The organism is Caulobacter sp. GW821-FHT10E02, assembly GCF_059415225.1.
This window is the reverse complement of the sequence record NZ_JBWKMV010000004.1, coordinates 200,771-226,750: the sequence shown is the minus strand read 5'-3', so window position 1 is coordinate 226,750 and position 25,980 is coordinate 200,771. Positions and strand designations below refer to the sequence as shown.

Annotated in this window: 15 protein-coding genes; 7 read left to right on the top strand and 8 right to left on the bottom strand. The window is 63.4% G+C overall.

What is annotated here, in order from left to right; genetic code table 11:
- Window positions 1-13: 13 nt before the first annotated feature.
- Window positions 14-6,160, bottom strand: coding sequence for a DEAD/DEAH box helicase (locus AC07NI_RS20840; RefSeq protein ID WP_494622652.1), 6,147 nt, complete (start codon window positions 6,158-6,160; stop codon window positions 14-16).
- On the bottom strand, window positions 6,157-9,465 hold the full coding sequence (locus tag AC07NI_RS20835; protein WP_494622650.1) for an STY4851/ECs_5259 family protein: 3,309 nt from the start codon (window positions 9,463-9,465) through the stop codon (window positions 6,157-6,159). Before AC07NI_RS20835 ends, AC07NI_RS20840 begins: the two co-directional genes overlap by 4 nt.
- Window positions 9,466-10,577: 1,112 nt before the next feature.
- On the opposite strand from AC07NI_RS20835, the gene AC07NI_RS20830 reads away from it, so the two are divergent.
- Both AC07NI_RS20830 and AC07NI_RS20825 read left to right on the top strand, forming a co-directional pair.
- Complete coding sequence (locus AC07NI_RS20830) at window positions 10,578-11,648, top strand: GmrSD restriction endonuclease domain-containing protein (RefSeq protein WP_494622648.1); 1,071 nt, start codon at window positions 10,578-10,580, stop codon at window positions 11,646-11,648.
- Window positions 11,638-12,306, top strand: a complete 669-nt coding sequence (locus AC07NI_RS20825; protein WP_494622646.1) for an MAE_28990/MAE_18760 family HEPN-like nuclease — start codon at window positions 11,638-11,640, stop codon at window positions 12,304-12,306. Before AC07NI_RS20830 ends, AC07NI_RS20825 begins: the two co-directional genes overlap by 11 nt.
- Here the strand turns inward: AC07NI_RS20825 and AC07NI_RS20820 are convergent.
- Both AC07NI_RS20820 and AC07NI_RS20815 read right to left on the bottom strand, forming a co-directional pair.
- Complete coding sequence (locus AC07NI_RS20820; RefSeq protein WP_494622644.1) at window positions 12,303-13,451, bottom strand: DNA cytosine methyltransferase; 1,149 nt, start codon at window positions 13,449-13,451, stop codon at window positions 12,303-12,305. The two genes, AC07NI_RS20825 and AC07NI_RS20820, sit on opposite strands and share 4 nt — an antisense overlap.
- Window positions 13,452-13,457: 6 nt before the next feature.
- Entirely contained in the window at window positions 13,458-14,294 is an 837-nt protein-coding gene (locus AC07NI_RS20815) for an HNH endonuclease (RefSeq protein ID WP_494622643.1), read from the bottom strand.
- An 809-nt stretch (window positions 14,295-15,103) separates the two neighbouring features.
- Between AC07NI_RS20815 and AC07NI_RS20810 the strand changes: the two genes are divergently transcribed.
- The 4 genes from AC07NI_RS20810 (at window position 15,104) to AC07NI_RS20795 (ending at window position 20,877) form a co-directional block, all read left to right on the top strand.
- Window positions 15,104-15,943, top strand: a complete 840-nt coding sequence (locus AC07NI_RS20810; protein ID WP_494622641.1) for a Tn7 transposase TnsA N-terminal domain-containing protein — start codon at window positions 15,104-15,106, stop codon at window positions 15,941-15,943.
- Window positions 15,940-18,138, top strand: a complete 2,199-nt coding sequence (locus tag AC07NI_RS20805; RefSeq protein ID WP_494622639.1) for a TnsB C-terminal domain-containing protein — start codon at window positions 15,940-15,942, stop codon at window positions 18,136-18,138. Before AC07NI_RS20810 ends, AC07NI_RS20805 begins: the two co-directional genes overlap by 4 nt.
- The gene (locus tag AC07NI_RS20800; protein WP_494622637.1) at window positions 18,135-19,037 is read left to right on the top strand and encodes a TniB family NTP-binding protein; all 903 of its coding nucleotides are present in this window, start codon (window positions 18,135-18,137) and stop codon (window positions 19,035-19,037) included. Before AC07NI_RS20805 ends, AC07NI_RS20800 begins: the two co-directional genes overlap by 4 nt.
- Window positions 19,038-20,145: 1,108 nt before the next feature.
- Window positions 20,146-20,877 carry a hypothetical protein gene (locus AC07NI_RS20795; RefSeq protein WP_494622635.1) on the top strand — a complete coding sequence of 244 codons (732 nt, stop codon included), beginning with the start codon at window positions 20,146-20,148 and terminating at the stop codon, window positions 20,875-20,877.
- A 184-nt stretch (window positions 20,878-21,061) separates the two neighbouring features.
- Here the strand turns inward: AC07NI_RS20795 and AC07NI_RS20790 are convergent, their stop codons facing one another.
- Window positions 21,062-21,304 carry a type II toxin-antitoxin system TacA family antitoxin gene (locus AC07NI_RS20790; protein ID WP_494622633.1) on the bottom strand — a complete coding sequence of 81 codons (243 nt, stop codon included), beginning with the start codon at window positions 21,302-21,304 and terminating at the stop codon, window positions 21,062-21,064.
- A gap of 418 nt (window positions 21,305-21,722) precedes the next feature.
- Here AC07NI_RS20790 and AC07NI_RS20785 point away from each other — a divergent pair, with 418 nt between their 5' ends.
- Window positions 21,723-22,142 carry an Ltp family lipoprotein gene (locus tag AC07NI_RS20785; RefSeq protein ID WP_494622631.1) on the top strand — a complete coding sequence of 140 codons (420 nt, stop codon included), beginning with the start codon at window positions 21,723-21,725 and terminating at the stop codon, window positions 22,140-22,142.
- Window position 22,143: 1 nt separating this feature from the next.
- Here AC07NI_RS20785 and paoC read toward each other — a convergent pair whose 3' ends face one another.
- Genes paoC through paoA form a run of 3 tightly spaced genes read right to left on the bottom strand, consistent with a single transcriptional unit; the run spans window position 22,144 to window position 25,923 of the window.
- Window positions 22,144-24,342 (bottom strand): aldehyde oxidoreductase molybdenum-binding subunit PaoC, encoded by a 2,199-nt coding sequence (gene paoC, locus AC07NI_RS20780; protein WP_494622629.1) that lies wholly within the window; start codon window positions 24,340-24,342, stop codon window positions 22,144-22,146.
- A 4-nt stretch (window positions 24,343-24,346) separates the two neighbouring features.
- Window positions 24,347-25,297 carry an FAD binding domain-containing protein gene (locus tag AC07NI_RS20775; protein ID WP_494622627.1) on the bottom strand — a complete coding sequence of 317 codons (951 nt, stop codon included), beginning with the start codon at window positions 25,295-25,297 and terminating at the stop codon, window positions 24,347-24,349.
- Window positions 25,294-25,923, bottom strand: a complete 630-nt coding sequence (gene paoA / locus AC07NI_RS20770) for an aldehyde dehydrogenase iron-sulfur subunit PaoA (RefSeq protein WP_494622625.1) — start codon at window positions 25,921-25,923, stop codon at window positions 25,294-25,296. The genes AC07NI_RS20775 and paoA overlap by 4 nt, the downstream gene beginning before the upstream one ends.
- Between the last annotated feature and the right edge of the window lie 57 nt (window positions 25,924-25,980).

Below are 25,980 nucleotides of genomic sequence, written 5' to 3'. Positions count from 1 at the left end.
TGCCCTTGAGGCATTATTTAGACGCGCCGACTGGGTCGAGCCTTACCGCGACAAATGTCCCGTGAGGATTATTTACGATTTCGAACGCCCGCCTAATTTGTTCGATCTGGCCGTTGGGCGTGTCGCCGAAGTCGAAGGACGTTTCGTTGGCGGTGCGCCACGATCCCACACCTTGATCGAAGAATATGGTCCCGCTCGCGGCGTTCGTCCGGAAGTCCAGCCGCCGCCGATGCGGAATGGTATGGGACGTCTCCAGCGACGCCAGCGGTGAAACGGCCCCCAAAGTTGTTCTAAGGATCAGGTCGCGATCGGCTATCGAACGCCAATCCTTATCGATCTTTACACCGCCCTTTGAATCGCCACCGGGCCGTGCGGCCAGCGTCCTCACCTCAATGCGCGTCGCTGGCCCGGCGAAGCCTGCCAGGAGCTCCCCGAGCAAGCGTACGGTCAAAGGGCTCAGCAAGTAGCGGTCCGTATATGTGAGCTTAAGCGAGGGCTCGTCAAAGGCGCGAGCGAGATCTGGGTTGGCGGCGCGGATCAACTCCCGGAACCGCGCGCCGAAGCCGGCGACCGGCCCATCGAGTTCGCCGCTGATCTCGAAGACGGCCTCGCGTATCTGTTCTCGCAGGAGGCCTTCTGGATCGATGACTGAGCGCACAACGTGGGCTGACGCCGCTTTTCCCCTGACGATTGGAGCCACCGAAACGGCGGCCCAAGTCGGACCGATCTGCGCCGCTTCGGTGCGAGCCGAGGCCCAAGACGTAGCGTTGTCGCCGACGGAGATCGTGGCAAGGAGGGGAGTTGCCGTCGAGGGCTCCCTATTGTCGACGAGGTTGAGCCTGGCGTGTTTTGCCCAGAGCACGACCCGTCGTCTGGTGACGGGATCCGCCGTGGCGAGCGCGGCGCCATCCACGGCCGCCGCCAGTTTTCTCCCCCGCCCACCCCAGAGATCGAGAACCCGTGTCATCGGCCAATCGTCGAGGTCCCAATCATCGGAGCGCCCGGACAGGAAGATGGTCAGCGCGGCGGCGGGATTGGCTTGGAGGCGACTGGCCAGCGCGACGGCCAGGGGCGCGCTTTCGAACTCCGAGGAAGCACCGAAGAGGCGGTGCTCATGCGGGAGAACCAGGCGTGCGAGAACATCGGTGAGCAAGTCGAAGGCCGCCTTCCGGTCTGTATCCTCCGCACTGTGTTGGCTGTCGGCGCCAAGCACGCAAAGCGGGCAGACCGTCACGGCTTCGCAATCGCCGCATCTGCCTGGACCAATGCAATCGAGAAGTGCCCGAGCCTCCGTCAAGATCGGGATCGGGTTCTCGGCGAGGGTTGAGGAGAATCCGGCGCCACCACTGGCGCGATCGAATATAACCGCGCTCCAGCTACGCCGAGTTCCGAGGGGATCGGCAGCGGGAGGCGCCGCGAAACCCATCTCGTCAGCATCGACACCGAGTCTGCGGGCGACCGCCTCGCGCAGCGCCAGAGCGATAGCGAGCGCCGTCGCGGCCGACGAGCACTCGTAGAGCTGCACCTCGCAGACATCCGTCCGGATCTCGTGGCCGAGACGAAGCCGGCGCTGCACGGCAAAAGGATTGATCTCCGGCGTCCCGGTACACAGACCACCTACTTCGTTGCGTGGCCATCCGCGCAAGGGCCTATGGTTCGGCAGCGCTTGTCCCCCGTCCGCTTCGGTTTCAGCCTCAGCCCGACCGCAATGGAGGCAGATCCCGAAGCCATGTCCGTTGGGCCCGGGGTTGAACCAGAATACCAAGCCCGTCGGGCTGGCCCGGAAGCGTCCGATGTCGGGGTTTGGTAAAGCTCGCCAGGCGCCCCCGCGCGCCGAGACCCATGGATCGACCGGCGAGCCGGCTCCCAGATCCGATGGATCGTCGTGAACCTTGAAGTCGTTGGCGACAGCGAACCCGCCCGGGCTCAGGAAGCGTATCGACCTAGGTTCGGTCCATCCGCATTCGGGACAAAGGCTTCGCGCGGCAGCCGTCGGACTCGACCAGAGCGCCCCGCAACGTCCGCATGAGCTCACCACGCGCAGGTTCTGCACCTCTCGCACCCCCTCCTCGGATATCGGGCGCTTCCAGTTCAGGGTGACGCCAGCCGATTCCCGCACGACACCGTCCACAACAATGCTGCGTCCCGGCGCATACTCGAAGATCGCGACGTCGCGTGAACGCGACGGGTAACCCCGGCTCGAAAGGCGATTTTCGTCCTCCGCCTTACGCTTGCGTTTCTCGCCCTGGGTCTCGGTCGCGAACTGGACCACATCAGTCGGAAACCCGTACGATGGCAGGAAGCCTCGTCCAGCCAGCTCGCTCAGGAGATATCCACGCTCCAGCCGTTCACGCTGAAGGTCGCGCGCTCTAGCAACTACTAGACGGCCATCTGTCGGCGCCGTCGTGGCGGCGGCGCGCCCCTGGAGCGCCTCCCACTCCGCAGCCAGCTCCGCGCCGACCACCTCCATTTGATCCCGCACGCTGGCCCATAAGTCCATGTCGGGTCGGGCGGTCGTCCCTCCAAGCAGGGGCGTCCCTGCCAACAATACGCCCAAGCCTCGCAAGACGTCGTCGTCGCCGGAGCTTCGATCCAGCCATTGCAGGAACTCGTTCGCGGGAGTCATTCCTCCCCCCGCAGCCTCGGAATCTCGCCCTAATCCGAAGAAGGCGCCGTTGGTGAGCTTGTGGAGCTCTGCACCACGGGTGCCCAGGAAGCGGGCGAGGAGATAGGCGTTGGCCTGCCGTCGCGCGATCGTCGGGCTTTCCAGACTCACCCTCGGGGCGCGCACCTCGCGATTCAAGAAAAGTTCTGGCTCCGCGAAGGCGGCGCGATCCAGCGGGCGGTCCTTACAGAGTGTCAGACCCACCGAGATGGGCTGTCTCTGGCGCCCGGCACGGCCCACGCGCTGCCGATAGTTGGCGATGGCTGGCGGAGCGTTGGTATTCAGGACCGCCTCTATCGACCCGATGTCGACACCCATTTCCATGGTCGTCGAGCAACCCAGGACGTTGATCTGTCCACGTTTGAATTCGTCCTCGTACCGCCGCAGGAGAAATCCCGGCTGCTGCGCTGAATGCTCTGCCGCCCTCAGCCAGGGCGTTAGTCGTGCGGCCCGCTCTTGCTGGTCGCCCCAGACGCCGAGACGCTTCAGTTCAGCAACTTCGACGTCGGTCGCAAGCCATTGGTCGACCGTCTCCTTTTCGACGACGGCGCCGGTGGCGTCGCGTCGCCACGAGTACGGAAATCGCGGCATGTTCACCGGCGTCGCCGGCACATGCAGCCCACCACGATCATAGGGGCTGAGTCCCCTGAACGTCGTATCCACAATCCTGCGAGTAACGGGACAGACGAAGGCCTTCTCGACGGGAGCCAGCTCGAATCCGTCCAGTTTGAAACGAACGCCGTTGGGGCTGCCTACCGTAAAGCGTTGCAGTCGCGTCCAGGCGGCTCCGAAGAGTTCGTCGAGCCGGTCTCGCGCCCCGGCGTCGTCCAGGGACAAGCCCAAGGACTGCGCCACCAGGCGCACGACGCGTGTCGGTCGCGTGCGCCGCGCGGAGGGCCAGAAACGTACGTAGCGGCTGGAGATAGAATCCGGCCGTCGCAGCGTCGCTTCCACCGGCACTTGCCGTCTGTCGATCCATGGCATCCAGCCCTCGTGGTCGAACTGAAGGGCGACGTTCGTTCGAATGAAATGCGTGAGCAGCAGCCTCACGACATCGGCCCAGTCGGACTCGCTCAGCCCGAGGGCGGTCGCGGCGCCGGGCAGCGGCAGGGCGGACGGCCCGTCCACGGTCGGGACGACAAAACGCGCGAGACCCAGCGTCTCGGCACTGTTCGCGCGCACCGGTCGGCGCATGATCTCGCGATAGAGAAGAAATTCGGCGAGCCGAGAAGAATCCTGAAAACGCTCGTCGCGCTCCCTCCAGATCTCCCGCAAATGATCTTTCAGCGTCGGGTCGCCCGCGAGCCGCTCGACTATATGCGGCCAGGCTATGGGGCCTCCACCCGCCGAAAGCGCGGCTTTCTCTTCATTGGCTTGTCGTAGCATCTCCGCGAAAGTCGGGTCGGATGCGAGGGAGGAAAGCTTTTCGATCCGCTTGTTCAGCGTTGCGAGCGCGGTCGGATCGACAGGCTTTCGCTCCTGAAGGGTGTGATAGAGGAAGCCGCGTACGAAGGCCCGTTCCGACGCGATCTGAATATTGGCGGCATGCCGAGCCGTACCCTGACGCGCGTCCGTGAAGGTGATCAGCTGGCGCCCTTGGAACGGCGCCCCCGGCTCGATGTCGGTGCGGGGAGAAAGGTGCGTCAACAGCCCCGGTGCGATCTGCGACATCAGGTACGGCGCGCCGGCGACGAAGGATCGCAGAACACCCTTCCTGAGATCAGGATGGGGCGGGGTGACATCGCAGCATGGGCAACGGCCCAGATCTGTGCTGGCGAGAAAGTTCAAGCCGGCGGTCGAGTCGCCTTCGGCGTAGAAGCCTGTCCGCCCGTCGATCCGTACGCGAGCCAGACGCTGGGGCGAGGCGGCGACCAGGTATCGTCGGGATACGGCGACCACGGGCGAGAGCTCCACCTCCCCATCTTCGGCCTCCTCGCCGAATGTCTCGTCCAACTCAAGGGTCTGCTCGAACTCGTCGTCCTTTCCGGGTTCGGTCCATTGCGCTACCCGAGCGCCGCCGTCGTACTCTTCCGCCTTCAATGCACCGTCGCCGCAATGTCCGCAGAAGGCCCACTCAAGCACCATGGATTCGCAGTGGGAGCATCGCGTCCGCTGTTCTGCGAATACGGCGCCGTAAGGCCAGTCCGAGGTATCCGACCCGGCATCGGGCCGTTCTGGACACTGCGGATTGATACAGGCCCAAAGACCCGTCAGCGTGCCGTGGAACAGATGTACCCGAACCGGCAGGATGTTGTCGGCACCAGCGAGCGCGAGCGAAGCCTCAGCATTCGGATCTTGAGCTCGCGCGCTTTCCACGAGAAGGCCGACGACCTCACCATCCGACGCCGGTCGATCCAGGATCTCCTCACAAGTCTGGGTCCAGGCCGACCACGACATCACCTCGCCGCTGCGCAGCCGCTCGCGCACCGCGCGCAGCGGTTTCGAGGCGGCGAGGTGTCGGCCAGCCTCGATTTCGGAGAGATCACGCAGCGCGATGGGTGGTTCGGTGGCGTGCGTCGCCTCGGGAGCTCGTGGAAGCGGCGCCCGGCGCCCGTTCACGACGAAGACCTGGTCGTCGGGCGCGCCCGACAGGTCCTTCAGGAATCCTCGCAGCTGTTCGTCGGCGCCGTCGCCGATGGTGGCCGACGTCGCGACGTAGCGAAGTTGATCGGGGCTCCGGCCAAAGGCCAGCGCCACCCGGCGCAACAACAGGGCGATTTCCGCAGCCTGTGCTCCGACATAGGAATGGGCTTCGTCCAGCACGATGAAATCGAGCGTGTCTTGCGACTTGCGAAGGATCGGTGCGTCCTTCTGCCGGATCAGCATGTACTCCAGCATCGTCACGTTCGTGACTAGCACCGGCGGTGGGGAATCCCGAAGCGCGCGACGATTGTCGACCTTCCAGGGAAACCGCCGCTCGCCGCTGGTCGGCGCGTCTTCGGGAGTCTCGCCGTTGTAAAGCGCGTAGCGCAGGGCACCGCCGAACGGTTCGAACCAGCGTGACAGGCGCTCTTCCTGGCTGCTGATCAAGGCGTTTAGCGGATAGAGCATGAGGGCGCGCACACCCTCCAACCTGGTCCCGCCGCCACCGGACTTCCTGACGAGACGGTCGAGGATCGGGGTGAAAAAGCACTCGGTCTTCCCCGACCCGGTGCCGCTCGATACGATGACGGAACTCGGATCGTCACGACAGAGGTGACGCCAAGCTTCCAATTGATGCTGGTAGGGCGGGCGCGAAACACTCCGCAACACCTCCAACGTTCGAGGGTGGAGAAGGCCGTCCGGAAGGCTGTCCCATCCGCCAGGATAGGGCAGCCAGGGAAAGGCGCCCTCTAGGAAGGGCTCGGACAAGACCGAACCCTCGGCGCCGGCGGGTCCGCCGAGCCGGCCCCGGAGGGTCGCGTTCAAGGTCGCGGACTTCAGGCGCGCCATGCCCACCACGGCGTCCGCGGCGTCGATCGGCACCCGTCGCAGCAATTGTTCGAGATCGATCAAGAGGTGGTCTCCAAGCGGCGAGGTGGTCCGGTCGCACCCCAGGCCACCAAGGCCGCTGCGGTCGTGGACTCGAAGTGCTCCGGATCAAACAGCCAGGCCTCGCGACAGGCGGACACCGTCGCTGCATCGGGTCCGGCCCGGTCAAAGGCGCCGCTGGCGGCAGCCAGGGGCGCTGCGATCACGTCGGCAAAGCCTTCGCCGAACCGGTCGATCAAGAGCCGCGCGCTGTGCGTCGCCGCCGCCAGACCCAGCCCCGAAGGCGGCGACGGTCCGTCCACATGACGCTGCACGAAAAGATTCGTCCGTCCGGCAAGATCGACTTCGTTGGCGTCCGAATAGATTCGGCGGAGACGATCGGCGAGTGCTGCGGTGGCCGCTAGCGAGGTTGCGCAGCCGGCCGCGACGCAGACGAGGAGAACTGATCGCACCTGAACGGCGAGACACGGCGCTAAGTCCAGGATTTGTGAAAGCGCTGCAGCGATCATGGATGGAGCCATGGCCGCGTCAATGCCGGCCTCCTCCATGCGAGCCACGAGGAACGCGGCCCGCGCCTCGAACGCCTCCACCCATAGCTCTATCGGGGTCGCCCCCCATAGGAGCGACAGATCGCGTTGAATGGCGAGAACCGCGCTCCGCTCTTCGATAGTCTCGCAAAACGCCAGCAGCCAGATAGCCGCGCCGGGATGCTGAGCCAGCATCCGCAGTGGATCCAAGGCTGCGTAGGGAAGGCCTTCGGTCGCCGCGAGTTTGACGAGATCGAGCAATCGCCGACGATCCTCCGGCGACCAGGCGGATGGTGACTTGGCCAGCTCGTCGAGACGACGCGCCCGAGCTTCCATCTGAGGGGTTCGAACCGCCGCGACCAGGGCGCTATCCATTCCGCTCGCCCCCGTCGCCGAGGCGAGCGTCCTGGGCCGTAGCACTTGCCCGGTGCGAGTTTTGCCAAAGATTAGCCAAGGTCCGCCGCCGATGGCCCGGTCCAGCTCCTGCGGGAGGGTTGCGATCTCCGCCGCGGCGACGCCGGTCACGCCATGGGCTGGATCGGCTATCGAAAACGCGCGAACGGACTCGATCCCCAGGAGCGCCAATCTCGACGCCCCGAACACTGTCCGATCGAGATTCTCATAGGGTTGCGGATCGAGGTCGTACCATCTGATCTCGCAGAGCCAGTCGCCGCCACCGATCCACGACAGTCTGACTGCGGCATCGAGGGAATCCGAGCTGCCCAGCAAATTTCGTAGGTCGTCGAGGTAGGCGATCAAGGGCACCTCGCCGTGAACACCTCGCGAGAACGATCGTAGCCGCCCGAACTTGGTGACGAGCTCGAATACGAGCCGCCCCCTTTCGGCGGTCATCAGGTGATATCCGTGCAGCCGGTCGATCGACAGCGCCAGGTGCCGTGGCGCCTGCCCACCCTCCGGCAAGATCAGGGCTTGGCGCGTCACGGGATTGCAGAGCGTGATCTCGGTGCGGGCGTCCCAGGAGAGCTTGAGCGTCACCGTCTGTCCGGGCTCGATACCTTGGAGATCGACGAAATCGCCGTCTGGCTCAAGGGAGATTCCCAGAGCTCGTCGCGCTTGCGCCAACAGCCTGGCGCCCTCGGCTCCTCGCACTATCAGGCCTGTCCTGGACCGTGATGGAACCAGTTCGAAATCCGGAGGTACAACGGTCACCCCACTGAACGCGACCAGTGCACCCGACGAGAATACACCGATCGCGATGTTGCCGAACGGCACCCCCTCCCCGAGAGGTCGCCATTGCCCCCGTCCTCGGGGTCGCCACTTGAGATCCTGGCGGGGTGCTTCTCGACAGACGTCGCCGGTTTCCAGCCAAACGCGAGGCAGGCCACGAAACACCGTTTCTCGCGTCTGACGGATCGTCGGACCGACCAACACCAGTCGAGGATTTTCGGTCGTGTCGCTTCCCGTGCGCCATCGCATGGTCGCGCCGTCCTCGGCTGCCAGGCTCGCTGTTCCCGAAAAGGCGATCAACACTCGCCCGTCGGCGCACCTTCCGAGGTCCGATCGGGTGCCGTCGAACCGGATACGCTCCAGCGTCTCCGGCGACATTGCGAGCGCCAGCCAAGGACGCTTGCTTCTGACAGGCGAAATTCCGAGTACGAGCAATTCCTCGATCTCATCCGGTTCACCGGCACCTGCCGGCTCCAGGACAACGACTCCGGAAGCGAGGCCCTCCCCGGCATAGGCTAGGAATTCGCCGAGCAACCGATCGCCAGCTACGGCGCCGAGTCTGACATCAACGTCGAGGTCCATGGCAACCTCGAAGCCGTTGAGCAACGGACGCAACGCCCAGGTGGCTTCCGCTTCCTGCTCGTCGTCTCCCAACCGTTCGAGGGCGGCGAGCGCGTTGGTCCGCCCTGCCAGATCGCCACGCGGGACGATGCGGACCCGTAGGGCGGAGGTCAGTTGCCGAGCGAGCGAGGGCGGCAATCTCCGTTGCTCTAACTCGCCCGTAAGCCCCACGGCGGCTGTAGCCCGCCAGATTCCCTTCGACAGTCGGAGGCGACGCGTGACGAAGAGGGCTGACGAGCGGTCTAGCGGCGACCTCAACACGGTTTCGACGACCGCGACGATGTCCTGCGCCTCAAGCTCGAAGGGCAGCCGCGCTCTCCAATCGGGCTCTGTCGCATCGAGCATGGCGATCGGGTCCACGGCGACGTCGCCGCGCTCCCTGATCATTGTCCTCAACCGGACCAACGCCTCGCTAAGTTCTATTGCTGCCGCAACGGTGACCTGAACGATGGAGTCGGCATGAAGGCGCCAGGCTTCGCTGCGGACCGCGTCGGCGGCGGTGAAGCCGCGTTCGATGAGGCGGACGGCGTTGCGCAGCCAGTCTGCAACCCGGCGATTGTCACGCATGGCAGCCGCAGGGAAACCCGCTTCTTTCACGATTGCCAGAATTCTCCCGCCGTCAGTGAGGGGCGGCCGTCTCCACCAGCGAAGTCCGTTTTCGACGGCCGCGCGGACTTCATCGTAGGTAATATTGGCCCGGGGTTCGTCCTGGCCGTAGGTCAGACCGATCTCCAGGAGCGGACGTTTCCAATCCCAGTGACCGCCCGTTCGATCCCGCCTGAACCATTCGGCGGCGAACGCCACGAACAGCGCGCCACCATGCAAGGTCGTCAGGGCGGAAGCGCCGGCCGCTTTCAGCGCCTCGCGCGCCAGTTCGAAATCATCGCGGTCAAACCTGTAGGCGTAGAGTGGCCGGCCGTCGGGTTGATCACCCGTCCTCGGCAAGGTCAGTCGTCCTAAAACTGCTCGCAGCGCGATGTTCGCACTGTCCATTCCGCCCCCCGGCCGCAGTTCACCCTTCGTGTTTGAAGGCGGTCCCTGTTCCCTGACTTTAGCGTGAATGCGGTTGAGGACAACACGCATCGATTGCGCGGACGGCGAGATCACATCGGTCTTGAGGTCGAGGTGGCAGCTTCATCGATCCGCGACCACGTCGCACGACTGCGACACCGTCGCCGCCCGTGCCAATCACGCGACCTAGTTGGGCTCCAACGTACACCGGACGAGCTTGCAGCGGTTTGCTGCTCTCGGGCACGGACCGTGCGCATCACCTGCGGGTCTGGCGCTCGATGTGGTGGGCGAGGTCAGCCTCCAAGAGCTCCTCGTAGCGGAGTGAGCTCTTGAGCAGGCGAGCGTGAAACCCAGTGGTTGCCTTGGCAGAGAGAGGATGCGGATTGCGTGTAAGGAATCCCGCGAGATGAGGTCCTGCCACCGCCACCGGCCACTCGGATACCTCGGATCGGCTCCGTTCGCCGCGATGACCCCAGGCTGCCGACGGCCAACTTCGGTCACGTGGAAGGCCTTCAATCGCTCTAGAGTCGAACTCGGTGACTTCAAGGGACAGTCGCTCGGCGACCCACTTCGCCATTCGCACGCTCACCGCGTTGCCGACCATCCGCCAGTGTCATATGTCGGCGGCCGACAATGCCCCGACAGCCAATCAGAAATGTCTCGATGCCTGAAATGCGCGAGGAAACAGGCTTGCGCCGCCTCGTCATCAAGTCCCTCGATCTGGCTCGCCAGGGCCAACTCCGCAGGGGGCGCGTCGATAAATGTAAGCAATCTGCCCCCCGAAGGGCCGTCGGGTCGCAGAGTGCGCGACGAGTTTGTCTTCCCACTGGGCGGAAGTCAGCAACCCATTCGCTGCGGCGCTCGGCAGCGACGACAAATGAACCTACTCCCGGCGAGCCCGGGTGCTTCCCAATCCGGTTCACATTCAACGGTTGAGCTTGCGACTGCAAGCAGCCTTTATAGCTCGGGCGGCAGTCTGGGTGACGATTTCGGGCGGGTTAGGCACCCGCAACCGGAGTGATAGGCTTCCCGCGACCACGAAACTGATGATTCGGTCCTGTCCCGATCTCTCACCGGCCTTGGAATGCTAACCGATGTCGAACCTTCTGCTGCAACTAGCCGATCCCAATGAAGTGGCGATGGTGGTCGACGACGTGCGCCGGGAGGCCCGCTACGTCGTGACGGACTTCACTGTGGAGCTGGTTGTTTCGAAGTTCCGCGACCAGGGCGAAGCCGAGGGGGACATCTATGTGCCCGACTATCAGCGCAGTCTCGCTTGGAACGATGAACAAAGCTCCTACTTCATCGAGAGCTTGATCCTGCGCGTGCCGGTTCCGCCTGTGTTCCTTTACGACGTGGATGGTCGGCTTGAGATCGTTGATGGATCACAGCGCTTCCGTACGCTCGTGCGTTTCCTGAAGAACGATTTCGGATTGAGCGGGCTGGAGAAGCTCGACATCTTGAACGGCTATCATTTCGGCGACCTTCCGCCTTCGGTCCAGCGGCGGCTAAATAACACTCCGATCCGGTCATTCGTTCTCGATCAGGGAACCGACGAGAGCACTCGGGTCGAGTTGTTTCGACGGTTAAACACCTCGGGCAAACGCCTGGAGGACGCCGAGATCCGCAAAGGCGTCTATCGCGGCGCCTTCCTAGACTTGGTCGTAGAGCAGGCCGCGTCCGACCTGTTTAAGAGCCTGACGCCGGACATGGCCAAAGGCGTTGACCCGCGCAGCGAACGGCAAGAGCTTGTCACGCGGTTCTTCGTCTACTGCGATCGTTTCATGGACTTCCGTCACGATGTGAGGAAATTCCTCGACGCCAACATGAATGAGTTCAATCGGACTCTCAGCGAATCCCAGCTCGCAGCGATGCGGGACGAGTTCATTCGAACGATGTACTTCATCAAGGCGAACTACCCGACTGCCTTCTATCGTCCGGACGGGGGACGTCGCGTCCCTCGTGTCCGCTTTGAGGCGATCGCGGTCGGTACGGCGCTAGCTCTGCGCGAGAATCCGAACCTAACGGCTCCGTCTTCAACCTGGCTCAAATCTGAGCAGTTCGAAGAGTTGGTTCGGACAGACGCGAGCAATAGCGCACCGAAGTTGCGGGGGCGTATCGGCTTCGTCCGTGACAGCCTGCTTGGGATCGGCCGTGAGCGTTGAAGGCCGCTTTCGTGTTCGTGCCCGGGAGGTTTCGGAGTATCTGAAATCACTGCAGTCGCTGGAACATCTGAATTACGATCCGGGCAGAGGTTTCTACCGTGCAGCAAGCGCGGTCACCGCCTCGCGGGCGGCAGCATTCATTATGATCTACAACTGCGTCGAGTCAGGGACGCGAGAGGCGCTGACGAGCTTGCGACAAGAAATCCTTGATAGCGGAGAGAGCTTTTCCGCGCTCAAGGACTACTGGCGCGAGGAGATCGTCCGCGCTCATTTTAAGGATCGCCTCGCCCAAGGTTCAAGCCATGACGCCCTCATTCGGGACATCGCCAGCTTTGCCCCCGGCGTGCTCGATTGGAAATCCGACTTGCATCGTCTCCCCTTCATTGGAACCGTCGATCACAGAGAACTGATGCGGTTCGTGGCGCGGATCGATAGTCAATGGCGTCCGCCACGCTCCTGTCTGGGCGGGTCAGATCTAGCGCTGGTTAGGGAGATGCGAAACGTTCTGGCGCATGGCGCCGAAACATTCGAGACTGTCGGCTCCCAGTTCAGTACTCAAGACATGGTGGAGAAATTCCGCCGCATCAGGGTCTTCATGATCTCCCTGATCAAAGGTCTAGAGCGATACCGGGCGCACCGCCAGTTCCAGCGGGTCTAGGCCGGGACCTCGGACAGGCCGCAGTGCGTTGCAAGTGCTTGTGCGAAGGCAAGGTTCTTTTTCAGATTGCTCTTCATGTATCGGCGCAGGAAGCCTTCCGCTGCGCGAACTGATAGCGGTTTTGCGGCAGCGAGCTGGAAAGCATCGACGGTCATACGCCCGCCCGGCCCCTCGCATACCGAAGGGAGGTAATGGGTCGTCTCTTTTGGTCCGCCCCATGCGGCGTTGTGCTGGCAACGGGTTGCTGTGCCAAGGCCCTGGAATGCTGGGGCGCCGCTGCCCGGCGAGACGAGACGTTGGGCGAGCCAGGTCGAGACGGGGACGCTGACCGCGTTGCCGACCAGTCTCCAGCGTAGACGATCGGCCTTGGCGACGTCCCGTGCGGCGGACGTCCAGCCGGCAGTAAAGCCCTGAAGGCGCTCGGCATCTTCGATGCCCGGCGTCCTAAAGGCACCCGTGGCGATATTCCAGATGGCGGGCGGCGACGGAATGCTCAGGCCAGACCCCCCCTTCAGGGGTGGAACGGCATCCACTGTCCAGCCGACCCCCCGATTACCCTCGGTCCAATAGAAGCCGACATCGGTCGGATCGTCTTCCTTCGAGGCTACGCCGTCGATCCCTGCAAACAAATGATCGGTCGGATCGCCGTCTAGCATCGCGACGATGAAGACGCGTCGACGCCGGTGAGGGAGCCCAAACTCGCGGGTGTCGAGCACGCGATAGGCCCACCGATAACCCCGCTGGGCGAGCTCGTCGGTGACGTATTGGATCGCCTTGCCCTTCTCCAGGCTGAGCGCGAAGGCCACGTTTTCGAGGACGACGGTGTTCGGCTTCTTCGACGAGGCGTCGATTAGCCGGAAAACATGTGACACAAGACCGGACTGACTACCGCCGAGTCCCGCGACCCGGCCTGCCTGGCTAAGATCCTGACAAGGCCAGCCGCCGACGACGATGTCGCACTCTGGCAAGCCCTTCATCTCGACCACATCATCCATGAGGGCGATGTCTGGAAAGTGGGCGCGCAAGACCGCCTGAGCCGATGGATCTTTCTCACACATCAGAGTCGTGTGCAGGCCGGATTGAGCGAAGCCGCTTTCGAAACCCCCGATGCCCGAGAACAGGCTGACGACCGTCTGATTTGCCATTGTGCGTCAGCTAGCAGGCCTTGGCGCGAAACTCGAGCGATTATTTCGGGCGTTCTTTGTTCGCATCATCGCATGTACGACCCGGTGGCAGTTTGCGCACAGACACTGAAGGTCTTCCAGGCGCGTGTTGTCTCCGATTTTCATCTCGCTCAGGGCGCGTGACGCGTGATGTACTTCGATGCAGGCGGCTCCATGATCCGGACCGTACAGGTTCGCGGGATCTAGGCCGCAACGCTCGCATCGCAGCGCGCCAAACTCCCGGATGAAGGCCGCTCGCTTCGCCGCCGCCAATCCGGGCGCGCGCTCGCGTCTAAGGTGGAGTATGCGTGCACGGCTTCCCTCGGCCCAGACACGATCCTCCTCGTACGCCGGAAAATCATCATGGCGAGACTCGTCAGTCGCAGCCAACGACATGATGGGCGTGACTATGCCGAGCTGTCCTGCCGCGACCGGAAATCCGCCCACATCTCCCAAGGCCAGGCGAACTCGTTTAACCCGGCTGCCTCCGCGAGGCGCGCCGCAGGGCCGACCATATGCCTGCATACGATCCGACATCCGTCGAAATTGGAGAATCGGGTCTAGATCGAACTCGCCTTCGAACAAAATGCGCCTATCGTCGCGCGGCGTCGCTCGGGCGTCTCGGCTATCGAGCCAGGCACCGACAAGGTGAAGCCTTGCATCCTGTATTCGCCGCAGCAGAAGGCGCAGGCCGAGGCCATAGTCCATATTGCGCGCATCTGGCCGCCCTCTAGTGCCGCCGCGGCTATGGAATATTAGTTCCGCGCCATCGAAGTCGATTGTGGTGTCTAGAAGTGTCGCGTTGTCGGCCTGCAGCCCATGCATTAATGGCTTTCCCAACTGTGACCCTGGCAGCGCTCTCAGGCCGCGAACAGAGGCATTGTGGCGTGCTCAGCAACGCGGCCACGTCCACCTTCCCTACTGTGCGGAATGATGATCACCCGATACGCTTTGAAGCACAACGGCTGGTCGCGAGCGCGGCAGGAAGGGCGTTTTCGTTAGACTCTTCAGATGCGCCGGAGGGACTCCGTAAGGGCGGCTTCGCAAGAAGAGCGAGCGGCGAAGTTTCTAAGCGCGCGCATCTACGAAAAGGCGGAAGGCCGGAGTTTCGCCAGGCAACGTATTCTTGCCATCGCGTCAGATGTTGTCGCGAGGAATTGCAGACAATTTCTGAATTTAAAATCATCTGAGATGGCCTAAATTGGGTTAACGGTCGCATATATTAGAGCATGCCTGATATGGCATAAATATACCTGCGCCACAGCATCAGCATATGTCGCGCTACGCACTTGATAAGACTCGTTTTTTCGATCTGAATAGCGATTAGCCATTTCGGCTATTCAGCTTGCGGGCCCTTAGCGCGCAGGGCGGCGAAGCTTTGCCTGATTGTCAGGCCTCGCCACCGCAGATCGAAAGGAATGAAAATGAGGCTCAGCTAAACCACACCGCCATCTGGCGGAGAAGCTGACCTCGGGAAAGCGCCAACCTTCCCGAGGTCGGTTCCGGAGCGAATCCGAAACTCGTTTCCAAGCGAGCGGAACTCTCCCCCCACAAGCCGACGGAGTCAACGGCCCCTGCCGGGCCGATCGACGAGACGCGCCTGTGCTCCGCCTTCCCAAAACAAGGAGAGACACATGAACAAGCACACAAATGACTGGGCGAGCGCACAGACGCCGCTCGCCTTTGAACGACGCTCCAAACTGCTCACGCTGCTCGATGCGATCCTCGCGCCGCTGAAGAAGCGAAAGCACGGCGACCATGGCGCCGTCACGCCAAGCTCGGCGACGATCGTCATGACACCGGACGGCAGCCCCATCCGTAGCGTGATCACCGGCCGCCGCGTCATCGTCACGGGCTTCTACAGCAGCCGCAAAGCCGGTCGAGCCTTGCCGTTCGAGAGCATGAACGAAGCGGCCATGCTCAAGCACTGCGAGGTCGATACGCGGGTGGTGGACTACCGGTCCCAACCTTTCCGCTTCGAATTCGTGCTCGACGGCACGCCACGCACCTACATCGCCGATTGTGCGAGGCTCCTCGACGACGAGACCATCGAAGTTGTCGAGGTCAAAGGCGCGCGCAATAGCCTCGGTGACGCCGACTACCTTCAGAAGCTCGACCGGGTGCGAGACATCTGCAGTGAGCTTGGTTGGCGCTTCACGGTCATGACTCAAGAGCGGCTGTTCGAACCACCTGCCACCTACGCGAACATCGACCTGATCCAGTCACGGCGGCTCGTCGCGGTCGATCTTCCGCGAGCCTACGAAGTGCTTGATCTCCTCGATCAGGAAGGAGGTGGCAGCTCGCTGGGCGCGATATCCCGGCTGTTGAGCCCTGGCCCGCTCGGGAGCGCCATGGCGCAAGCGATGATGGTCCGGCGTTGGATCAACATCGACATCACTGCCCCGCTCACCGACCTAAGCAAGGTCACGCTCGTCCCGACGGCTCGGTCCATCCGCCTAGGAGGGCTGTCATGAACCCCTCCATTCTCTTCAAGGCGGGCGATTGCTGGTCGTACTGCGGCCAGCGCATCAGGTTTGAATGCGAGATGGGGAACGGTCGCCTCTTCTTCCGCGACGAACGAACGCTCAGTGCATTCCAGGTTGAAGATGAGGAAGGCAACCCGTGTGCTCCTGATCTTGAGTGGGCTCTGCGGGCTTTTGCCGCCGGCGACCTCAAGGGGGAGCGGGATCCGAACGGTCCGCCCGAGCGTCGCCAAGCCGCCCTGCAGGAGATCGACCCTGAAACAGCCCGCCGGCGCGATCCGGAAGCGGAGATGCGCCTATTTGTCCTTAAAGCCCTGGATGCCCTTCCGGAGCTGCCCAGGAGCGATCGGGCTTTCCGTATAGCTCTATCCAAAATCTGGGGCGAAAAGCCGGAGGCTGTGGCGAAATTTCCGAAAAGGCCAGCCCCCTGCACGGTGCGGCGTTGGATCGATACGCGTGGCGCGCCAGGTGATCGACCGCTCAATCAGATGGTCTCGATGTCTGGCCGGACCGATCGCAAGAAGCGTCTTTGCTCTGAAATCCACGACGAAATCCATAGAGCAGCGCTTTGGTATTGGTCAGCAAGAAGATGGTCGATCACCGACGCGCATGCGCGCCTGCGTTCGGCCCTTGAAGGGATCAACAAGGAACGCGCTTCGTTCGAGTTGCCGCCACTCTGCCTAGCCTCGCGGGAAATACTTCGACGGACGATTCGCCGCCTGGAGTGTGCAGAGACCGTTCGGGAAAAGTTCGGCGCCCGAGTAGCTGATGCTCGGTTCAAGCCTACTGGACAGGGCCTTCGCGCAACGAGAATCCTGCAGCTTGGCGCGATGGATCATACGCTGCTGGACGGCGTAGCCGTATTCGACGCCGCCTATATGCTTCCTCTCGGGCGCCCGTGGCTTACGGCCCTTTTGGACGTCCATAGCGGCTGTATCGTCGGCTTCTTTATCTCTTTTGAGCCCCCGTCCATCTACTCAGTGATGGAGTGCATCAAGCGCGCCAATCGACCGAAAATAGAGCTGCCGAACTCTGCCAGCAAGTACCCGATCCTCATGTTCATCTTCGGCCGGTTCGACGAGATCATCACCGACAATGCGATGGAGTTCGCAGGGGTGGCGATGCAAGACAGCCTCGTCGATGCGGGCCCGTCGTTGCGGCTTCCCCCGGTCGGAGCGCCAACGTGGAAGGCGCCGATCGAGCGGTTCTTCGGCGCGCTCAATACTCTGCTAAACCAGAAACTGCCCGGTGGGACGCTCAAACCGGAACTCCTGAGAGAACTCGGCTACGACCCGTACAAGGATGCAGTTCTCACGCTCGCGGAACTTGAGACTCTCATCTGGGAGGCCCTCGTTGTCCGCCACATCACACCTAGTGAGGGGGAGAGCTCACCCCGCGCTCAAATCTGGGAAGAAAGCGCGAAGAAGCACGGCATCGCCGTCATCAAGGACGATAGCCAGCTCGACAAGATGTTGGGGAAGGCCGAATACCCGCGCGTGCTTACGCGCTCCGGCGTCGAGATGTTCGGGCTGTCGTATAGCGATGAAGCCCAGGTTGCCGGGCTACTCGAAGACCTTTTGCCATCGGAGCCGGTTCGGGCACGCCGAAAAGGGTCCGCCACCGCGCGGGTGAAGATCAAGTACAACCCCGCGAACATCTCGGAAGTACATGTCTGGAATAAAATCCGCGGCTGCTACGTCACACTCCAGTGCGTAGACGACAAATATGCCAAGGGAACTTCTCTCTGGCATCACCGCAAGATCCAGGAGTGGGCGAAGCAGAAGGGCTTCGAGTTCAGCACCGAGGCCGACCGGCTTCAGGCGAGAGTCTCGCTAATTGAAACGCTTGAAGAGGCCGCGCCTAGCCTTAGGGGCAAGGAACTGCGCGCATTCGCGCGCCTGAGCGCCTCACCGAAGATCCAGGCAAAAATCGGATCGGACGTGGGGCTTGCCTATGCGCTCTCCCGCCACGACGGGATGGCGCCGCTGATCGTGCCCTACGACACCCTGGCCGCGGAGCGAACCGACGAGGGGCAAAAGACGTCACGCCCGGCCCGAAAGAAAAAGCCTACGCCCAAACCCAAGCGAAGGAAGGAAGTTCACCAACACAGCCATCTCAAACCCGAGACAGGTCAGCTCGCGGACTTCTCCGTCGACCTCTCGTCCTGGAAGGAGGTCGAGCTGTGAGAATCGACCCGGTCATCTCGAAGCTGGCTCTGTTCGAGCGCCTCTACATTCCCTACCCGCCGCACATCGAATTCCACCAGCAGTGCGCCTACCTGGTCCAGATGGGACGTATCAGTCGCGGGCAGCCCCAGAAGGGGATGCGCGTTCTAGCGCCCTCAGGCTCTGGGAAGACGGCGGCCGCTTCAGCCTTTGTGAGGCAGTTCCAAGCCCAGAATCCCAGGACCGACGACTTCGTGCCGATCGTCCACGTGGCGCTGGAACGGGCGGCAACCGCGAAGAAGTTGATGATGTCGATCCTTGAGTATTTCGGAGATCCACACTCCTCACACGGAAACGAGCAGATGCTCAAGAAGCGGGTGAAAATCTGCTTCGAGCGATTTGGGACTGTCTTGCTGATCATCGACGAGGTTCAGCATCTCAACTACCGAAGCTACGAAAAGAACGATGTGACCGACAGCCTCAAACGGCTCTTGGATGATGGGGGCGTGCCCATCGTCTTCATGGGCACAGAAGAGGCCGAGGACCTATTCACCAGAAATATCCAGCTTGCAGGGCGCCTCATCGCGCCCTGCGACTTCCACCGGCTCGATCTTCAAAACAAGACCGACCGCAGCCTGCTGGCGGGTTATGTCGCCAAGCTCGACCAAGCCATGCTGGAAAAGAAGATCCTTCCAGAGTCTAGCGCTCTCCACGACCCGTGGACCTTGACCCGATTGCACCTGGTCACGGACGGGATCGTCGGGAGGATCTCCCGTTTGCTTGCCATCGCCCTCGAGATCGCTCTCCGGAGAGGAGCGACCAAGATCGAGCGATATGACTTGGCGCTCGCTGTCGATCGCTGGGCCATCCCGAACGGCATCACCAAGCAAAACCCCTTCCTGCAGGAGGCTGAGCAGTGAGCGGGCATGCCAGTGGCGCCGTGACGACCAGCATGGCGAGGGTTCTCTTCCCGCTAAAGCCGCATGAGGACGAAAGTTATTTCGGCTTCACGGCGCGTCTAGCGAGTTGGAATGGCTTTGAGCATCGGAGGGACCTTCTCCGAGCTCTCGGCCTCCAAATCCTGCACACGAGCGACATCTATCAAGCGGCGAACGACACCGGCCGGCTTGCGCGGCAGCTTGGGATCTCTTCGGAAGAGTTAGGGCGCCTCACGGCGCCCCAACTCGACCCAGAATACAGGAAGGAATTTCATCTCCGAAGGCGGCGGGTGTCCGCGAGGGGCTTGAACAAGAGCCTCCACCATCGCTTCAGCTGGACGATATCGCGCCTGCCATATTGTCCGCAGAATTGGGACTTTCTTGCGGGAAGATGTCCTGACTGCGGGCACGAGTTAGGTTGGTCGTTTGTCGTCGATCTGCATCTTTGTGAGAGGTGTGGATACGACATGAGGCGCCTAAAGGTGACCTCCATTCCCACCGACTACCGGCGGAATCTTCAGTTCCTCGCCGATTTGGTCACCACCAACGCTATGGGGGAGGTTTCACCGGATCTGAAACTACCCGCAGTCCTCACAGGCGAGGCGCGATTACGGGTTTTCCGACTAACATGTCTCATTGGCAGGACCCTCGCCCTCCAGAACACCAAGTTCAGGTACTCGAAGGCCTCGCCTTTAGTGCGGGTGAAGTACCTGGCGAAGGGGGTGGAGGTGCTTCTCCGGTATCCGGAGTCGTTCGACGACTTGTCCGTAGGCGGCAATGGGCCTCTGCCCAAGCAGTTGATGCAGCTGCGGGATTTCACCGGGAGCGTCCCCGAGTGCGGCCGGCTATTCAACCGGCTGCTCACCGACTGGGAGCCTTGCCGTCATGGTTTGAAACGGCTCAAGCGAGAGCGCGAGCGTACGGATTGCATGACCGTCCGAGAGACGGCGAAGGAGCTCCATGTCGAAAACCTGGCCGTTCGGTCGATCGAGGGCTTATTGAGCCGCTGGATTCCCGCGGCTCGGAACGGCGATACGATTGGCTGCGCCGAGAGGATGTCCTCCGTATCGCCGACAAGCTGGCGGGCCGCTTGTCGGTCCGCGAGTTCTCCCGCAACCACCATATCCCGCTGTATGGAGCGCTACAGTTGGTCGGCTCAGGGCTTCTTGCCCTGAATGACTGCCACTTCGTCACAGAACTGTATGGGCGGCCCCAGTTGATCCGTGCTGACGCGGACGCCTTCATCGCCAGGCTTCGGTCGGTCGTGCATTTTCCCGCCTACGATAGCGAGACCGTGTCGTTGGAAGACGCCTTCCATGGCATAGGTGATCAACCCAAGCCTTGGAGCGCGATGATCAGGGCTGCGCTTGAGCGTCGCCTAGAGCTCTATTGGAATGGCGCCCCCCACGAGACGTTGAGCGTGAAGGATCTCCACATATCCAAGCGCGTCGCGTGGGATTTGGCTGCGAAACGGCGACCGGAGTTGCTTGAGGTGCCCGCGAGCTACGAAGACTGCCTTGTTCAGGCCAATCTCAGCCGTGGCGAGGCGGAGCAGTACCTGAACTGCTTCCCTCGAGACGTGGCTTGGCTGCTGTGCAATGGCCGTATGAGCGCCGAATTTCCCTCTGACCAAATCTTGCGGCTTGGCCACGAGTTGATCTCGTCGCGGGAAATTTCGTGGAGGTGGAGGGTTTCACCAGCCCTTCGCGACGCGCTTCCCACCAAGCATGGCATCGCGCGCTGTGCCGGACCTTTCTGGCCTCGGGCGGAAATCGAAGCCTTCTTCGGTCGGAGATTTCCGTTGGGAGGACCGGCCGAGTGATAGGGCGGAGGAGCCGGGCTTTCGGTCGGGCTCCTCCGCAGCGTTGCGGATCCATGAGCGGCGCCGTTTTGGCTCGCCTACTACGCAGCTATCGCTGCGACCGCCAGTGACGTAGCCGGCGCCTATTCGCTAAGGGCGAGATGGCGAGGTCGTGACCATGGTGCGGGTGAGATCGGCTGGGCGACTACTGCTTCCACAATGGCGTTCGGTTCAGCAGGGCTCTGAGCTTCAGGCCTGGCTCCGGTGGGGTGTTGAGCGCTTGCACGAACGCGTCAAAGTGATCGGGAGCGAGCCTGAAAAGGCGTTGGTCGAGCAGCACATCGACCGCCTGCAGCCGTGCGCTCTCGACCATGAATTCTGTACGCGTTTTGCCGAGCACCGCCGCCGCACGGTCAATGAGCTGGCGGGTGTCCACGTCGATCCGCAAGCTAACGCTACGTTTGGCAACAGCCGCGTGGGCCGGGCCCGCGGGGCCTTGAGAGCGGGCAGATCCGGCCGGAAGGGAGCGTATCTTCGTCATGACTGGAAATCATGGGCCGGTGGGCAACAAGGTCAACACACAAGCGTGTCGGCAGCCCTATTCAGCTGACATGGCTCAGACCAAGCGACCACGCCAGTTTGCGTGAAGATCGAAGGACCTGGGGCGGTGTTAGATTGCGGATATACCGCTTTGGGGCGGCGTTATGTTGTCAGGCTTAAGTTGTCAAAATCGGCCGTTTGAGCGTAGTCAGCCACTTAGCCGATCGCTCCTAGCGAGCAGCGATACTAATGCACGCATTGATTGAGTCTGGGCGCTCGGGCAAGTATGGCCAAGCCTCCAAGCAGGCTAGGGGAAGGGGAACGTTATGAATTCGAAGATGGCGCTGGCGCGTAGAGCGGTGCTGGTGGCGGCGGTTCTTTCGGTCGCGGCATTCAGCGCGGGGAACGCGGCTGGCAGCGGCGTGGCGGAACTGACGGGTCCCCAGAAGAATGCCGTCAGGTCCGCGAGGCAGTATCTCAACCTGTCGGGCTTCTCGCGGGACGGCCTTATTGAACAACTCTCGTCGGATGCTGGCGATGGTTACGACGTCGCCGACGCCACCGCGGCCGTTGATAGTCTCAACGTCGATTGGAACGAGAACGCGGTCAAATCCGCGAAGCAATATCTTAGCCTCACCGGCTTCTCGTGTAAGGGGCTCATCGAGCAACTGTCTTCCGACGCCGGGGACAAATACACCGTAAGTCAAGCGACTTACGGCGCGCGGCAAGCCGGCGCTTGCTCGTGAGCTAGACCACCACCGGCATCCCCTCCAGCAACTTATCCAGCGTCACCGGATAGTCGCGCACCCGCACGCCCGTGGCGTTGTAGACCGCGTTCGCCACCGCCGCGCCCACGCCGCAGATGCCGAGCTCGCCGACGCCCTTGGCCTTCATCGGCGAGGACATCGGGTCGGTTTCGTCCAGGAAGATCACCTCCTGGTGTGGAATGTCGGCGTGGACGGGCACTTCGTAGCCGGCCAGGTCGTGGTTGACGAAGAAGCCGATGCGCTTGTCGACGACCAGTTCCTCCATCAGGGCCGCGCCGGCGCCCATGGTCATGGCCCCGATCACCTGGCTGCGGGCGGCCTTGGGGTTGAGGATGCGGCCGGCGGCGCAGACGGCCAGCATGCGGCGGATGCGGATCTCGGCCGTGGCGCTGTCGACGGCGACCTCGACGAAATGGCCGCCGAAGGTCGACTGCTGGTGGGTCTTGGTGAGGTTGCCGTACTCCATGGCGTCCTCGGCCACGACGGGCGCATCGGCGGCGGCCTGGGCCAGGGGCAGGCTCTGGTTGCCCAGCTTGACGCGGCCGTCGGTAAAGTCAGCCGTGGACGGATCAAGGCCGAGCTTGGTCGCCACCGCCTCGCGCAGCTTCACGCAGGCGGCATAGACCCCGGCGGTCGAGCTGTTGCCGCCCCACTGGCCGCCGGAGCCGGCCGAGACGGGGAAGGTCGAGTCGCCCAGCTTCACCGTCACCTGGTGCAGCGGCACGCCCATCATCTCGGCGGCGGTCTGGGCGATGATCGTGTAGCTGCCGGTGCCGATGTCGGTCATGTCGGTCTCGACGACGATCTGGCCGGTCTTCTCCAGCCGCACGCGGGCGGCGGACTTCATGACGAGGTTGTTGCGGAACGCCGCCGCCACGCCCTGGCCGATCAGGCAGCGACCCTCGCGGACCTGGCCGGGGCGGGCGCTGCGCTTTGCCCAGCCGAACTTGTCGGCCCCGGTGCGCAGGCACTGGACCAGCTGGCGCTGCGAGAACGGCCGGCCGGGCTTTTCCGGATCGACCTGGGTGTCGTTGAGGACGCGCAGCTCGATCGGGTCCATGGCCAGTTTTTCGGCCAGCTCGTCGATGGCGATCTCCAGGGCCATCAGGCCGGGCGCCTCGCCCGGCGCGCGCATGGCGTTGCCCTCGGGCAGGTCCAGAGTCGCCAGCTTCATCTTCATCAGGCGATTGGCGCCGGCATAGAGCAGGCGGGTCTGCTGGGTGGCGGTCTCGGGGCCGCCGCCGGGCAGGTCGCCGGACCAGCTCTCGTGGCCGATGGCGGTGATCTTGCCGTCGCGGTCGGCGCCCAGGCGGATGCGCTGGATGGTGGCCGGGCGGTGGGTGGTGTTGTTGAACATCAGCGGCCGGGGCAGGGCGATCTTCACCGGCCGGCCGGCGGCCTTGGCGCCCAGGGCCGCGAGAATGGCGTCGGCGCGGACGAACAGCTTCCCGCCGAAACCGCCGCCGATATAGGGCGAGACCAGGCGGACATTGTCCTTCGGGATGCCGAGCGTCTTGGCGACGTCGCCCCGGCCCCAGGCGATCATCTGATTGGCGGTCCAGACGGTCAGCTTGTCGCCCTTCCAGGCCGCGATGGTGGCGTGCGGCTCCATCATGGCGTGGGCTTGGTCGGGGGTGGTGTAGGTGGCGTCGAGTTTGACCGGCGCGTCGGCGAAGGCCTTGTCGAAGTCGCCGATCGCGGTGTCGGGATTGTCCTTGCCGGCCGGCGGGGCGTCGTCCTTGGCGAAGGCCAGGTCGAAGCGGCCTTGGGCCTTCTGGTAGTCGACCTTGATCAGGGCGGCGGCGGCGCGGGCCTGCTCGAAGGTCTCGGCGACCACGACGGCGACGGCCTGGTGGTAGTGCTGGATCTCGGGCCCGCCCAAGAGGTTGGCGGTGTTGAAGTCGCCCTTGGTCAGCTTGCCGGCGCTGGCCGCATTGACGATGGCGATCACCCCCGGCGCGGCCTTGGCGCGGTTGAGGTCCATGCCGTTGATGCGGCCCTTGGCGATCGCCGCGCCCAGCACATAGCCGTAGGCGACGTTCTCCAGGGCGTCGTGGCGCTCATAGGCGTAGGGCGCCGTGCCGGTGGTCTTCAGCGGCCCGTCGATGCGGTCGGTCGGCTTGCCGATGACCTTCAGCTGATCGATCGGGTTGGTGGTGGCGGGCGTGTCGAACTTCATCGGATCAGGCTCGCGCTTGAGTGATCGCCGCGCCCAGGGCGCGTTCGGCCAGGGTCAGCTTGAAGGCGTTCTGCGAGGTGGCCTTGGCGCCGGCCAGCAGCAGCTCGGACACCGACTTGACGCCTTGCGGCAGGTTCGCCTCGGCCGCTTCGACCCGCCAGGGCTTGTGGGCGACGCCGCCCAGGGCGACCCGGCCCGAGCCGTCCTTGTGCAGGATGGTCGCCACCGAGACGAGGGCGAAGGCGTAGGACGCCCGGTCGCGGACCTTGTGATAGGCGTGCGTCCCGCCGACGGGCTTGGGCAGAGTCACGGCGGTGATCAGCTCGCCCGGCGTCAGGGCCGTCTCGAGATGCGGCGTGCTGCCTGGCAGGCGGTGGAAGTCGGCGATCGGGATGGTGCGGACCTGGCCGTCGGGGCGGACGGTCTCGACGCCGGCGTCCAGCACCCGCATGGCCACGGCCATGTCGGACGGATGGGTGGCGATGCAGGCCTCGCTGGTCCCCAGCACCGCGTGGCCGCGCGTGAAGCCGCCGATCGCCGAGCAGCCCGCGCCGGGGGTACGTTTATTGCAGGGCATGTTGGTGTCGTAGAAGTATGGGCACCGGGTCCGCTGCAGCAGGTTGCCGGCGGTGGTGGCCTTGTTGCGCAGCTGGCCCGAGGCCCCGGCCAGCAGGGCGCGCGAGAGGACGCCGTAGTCCTTGCGCACGCGCTTGTCGGACGCCAGGTCGGTGTTGCGCACAAGGGCTCCAATGCGCAGGCCGCCGTCCTTGGTGGCTTCGATCTTGTCCAGCTTGAGCCCGTTGACGTCCACGAGGCGGCGTGGCGTCTCGATCTCCAGCTTCATCAGGTCGAGCAGATTGGTGCCGCCGGCGATGAAGCGGGCGGTGGGGTCCTTGGCGACGGCGGCAGCTGCCTCGGCGGGCGTGCGCGCTTTCTCGTAGCTGAAGGCTTTCATGCCAGGCCTCCCGCGACGTCGCCGATGGCCTCGACGATGTTGGAATAGGCCCCGCAGCGACAGATGTTGCCGCTCATCCGTTCCCTGAGTTCGGCCTCGGTCAGCTTGGGGTCCTTGGTGATGTCCTCGGTGACGTGGCTGGGGACGCCGGCCTTGATCTCGTCCAGCATGGCCTTGGCCGAGCAGATCTGGCCCGGCGTGCAGTAGCCGCACTGGTAGCCGTCGTGCTTGACGAAGGCGGCCTGCAGCGGGTGCAGCCTGTCCGGCGTGCCCAGGCCTTCGATCGTGGTGACCTTGTCGCCCTCGTGCATGACCGCCAGGGTCAGGCAGGAATTGATCCGACGGCCGTCGACGATGACCGTGCAGGCCCCGCACTGGCCGTGGTCGCAGCCCTTCTTGGTGCCGGTCAGCTTCAGGTGCTCGCGCAGGGCGTCCAGCAGGGTGGTGCGGGTGTCCAGCGTCAGGGACCGCTTGTGGCCGTTCACCTCGAAGGCGACCTTGACCAGACTTGGCGCGTCGGCCGGAGCGGCATTGGCCGCTGACGGCGCGCCCGCCAGGGTCGCGGTGGCCGCGCCGGCGGCCATCAGATCGCGCCTCGACAGGCTGAGGTCTTCCGTGTCGGCCATTGCATCCTCCGATCCTCCAACGACGCCCAGCCCTATAAAGCGTAGGAGCGCGGTGGT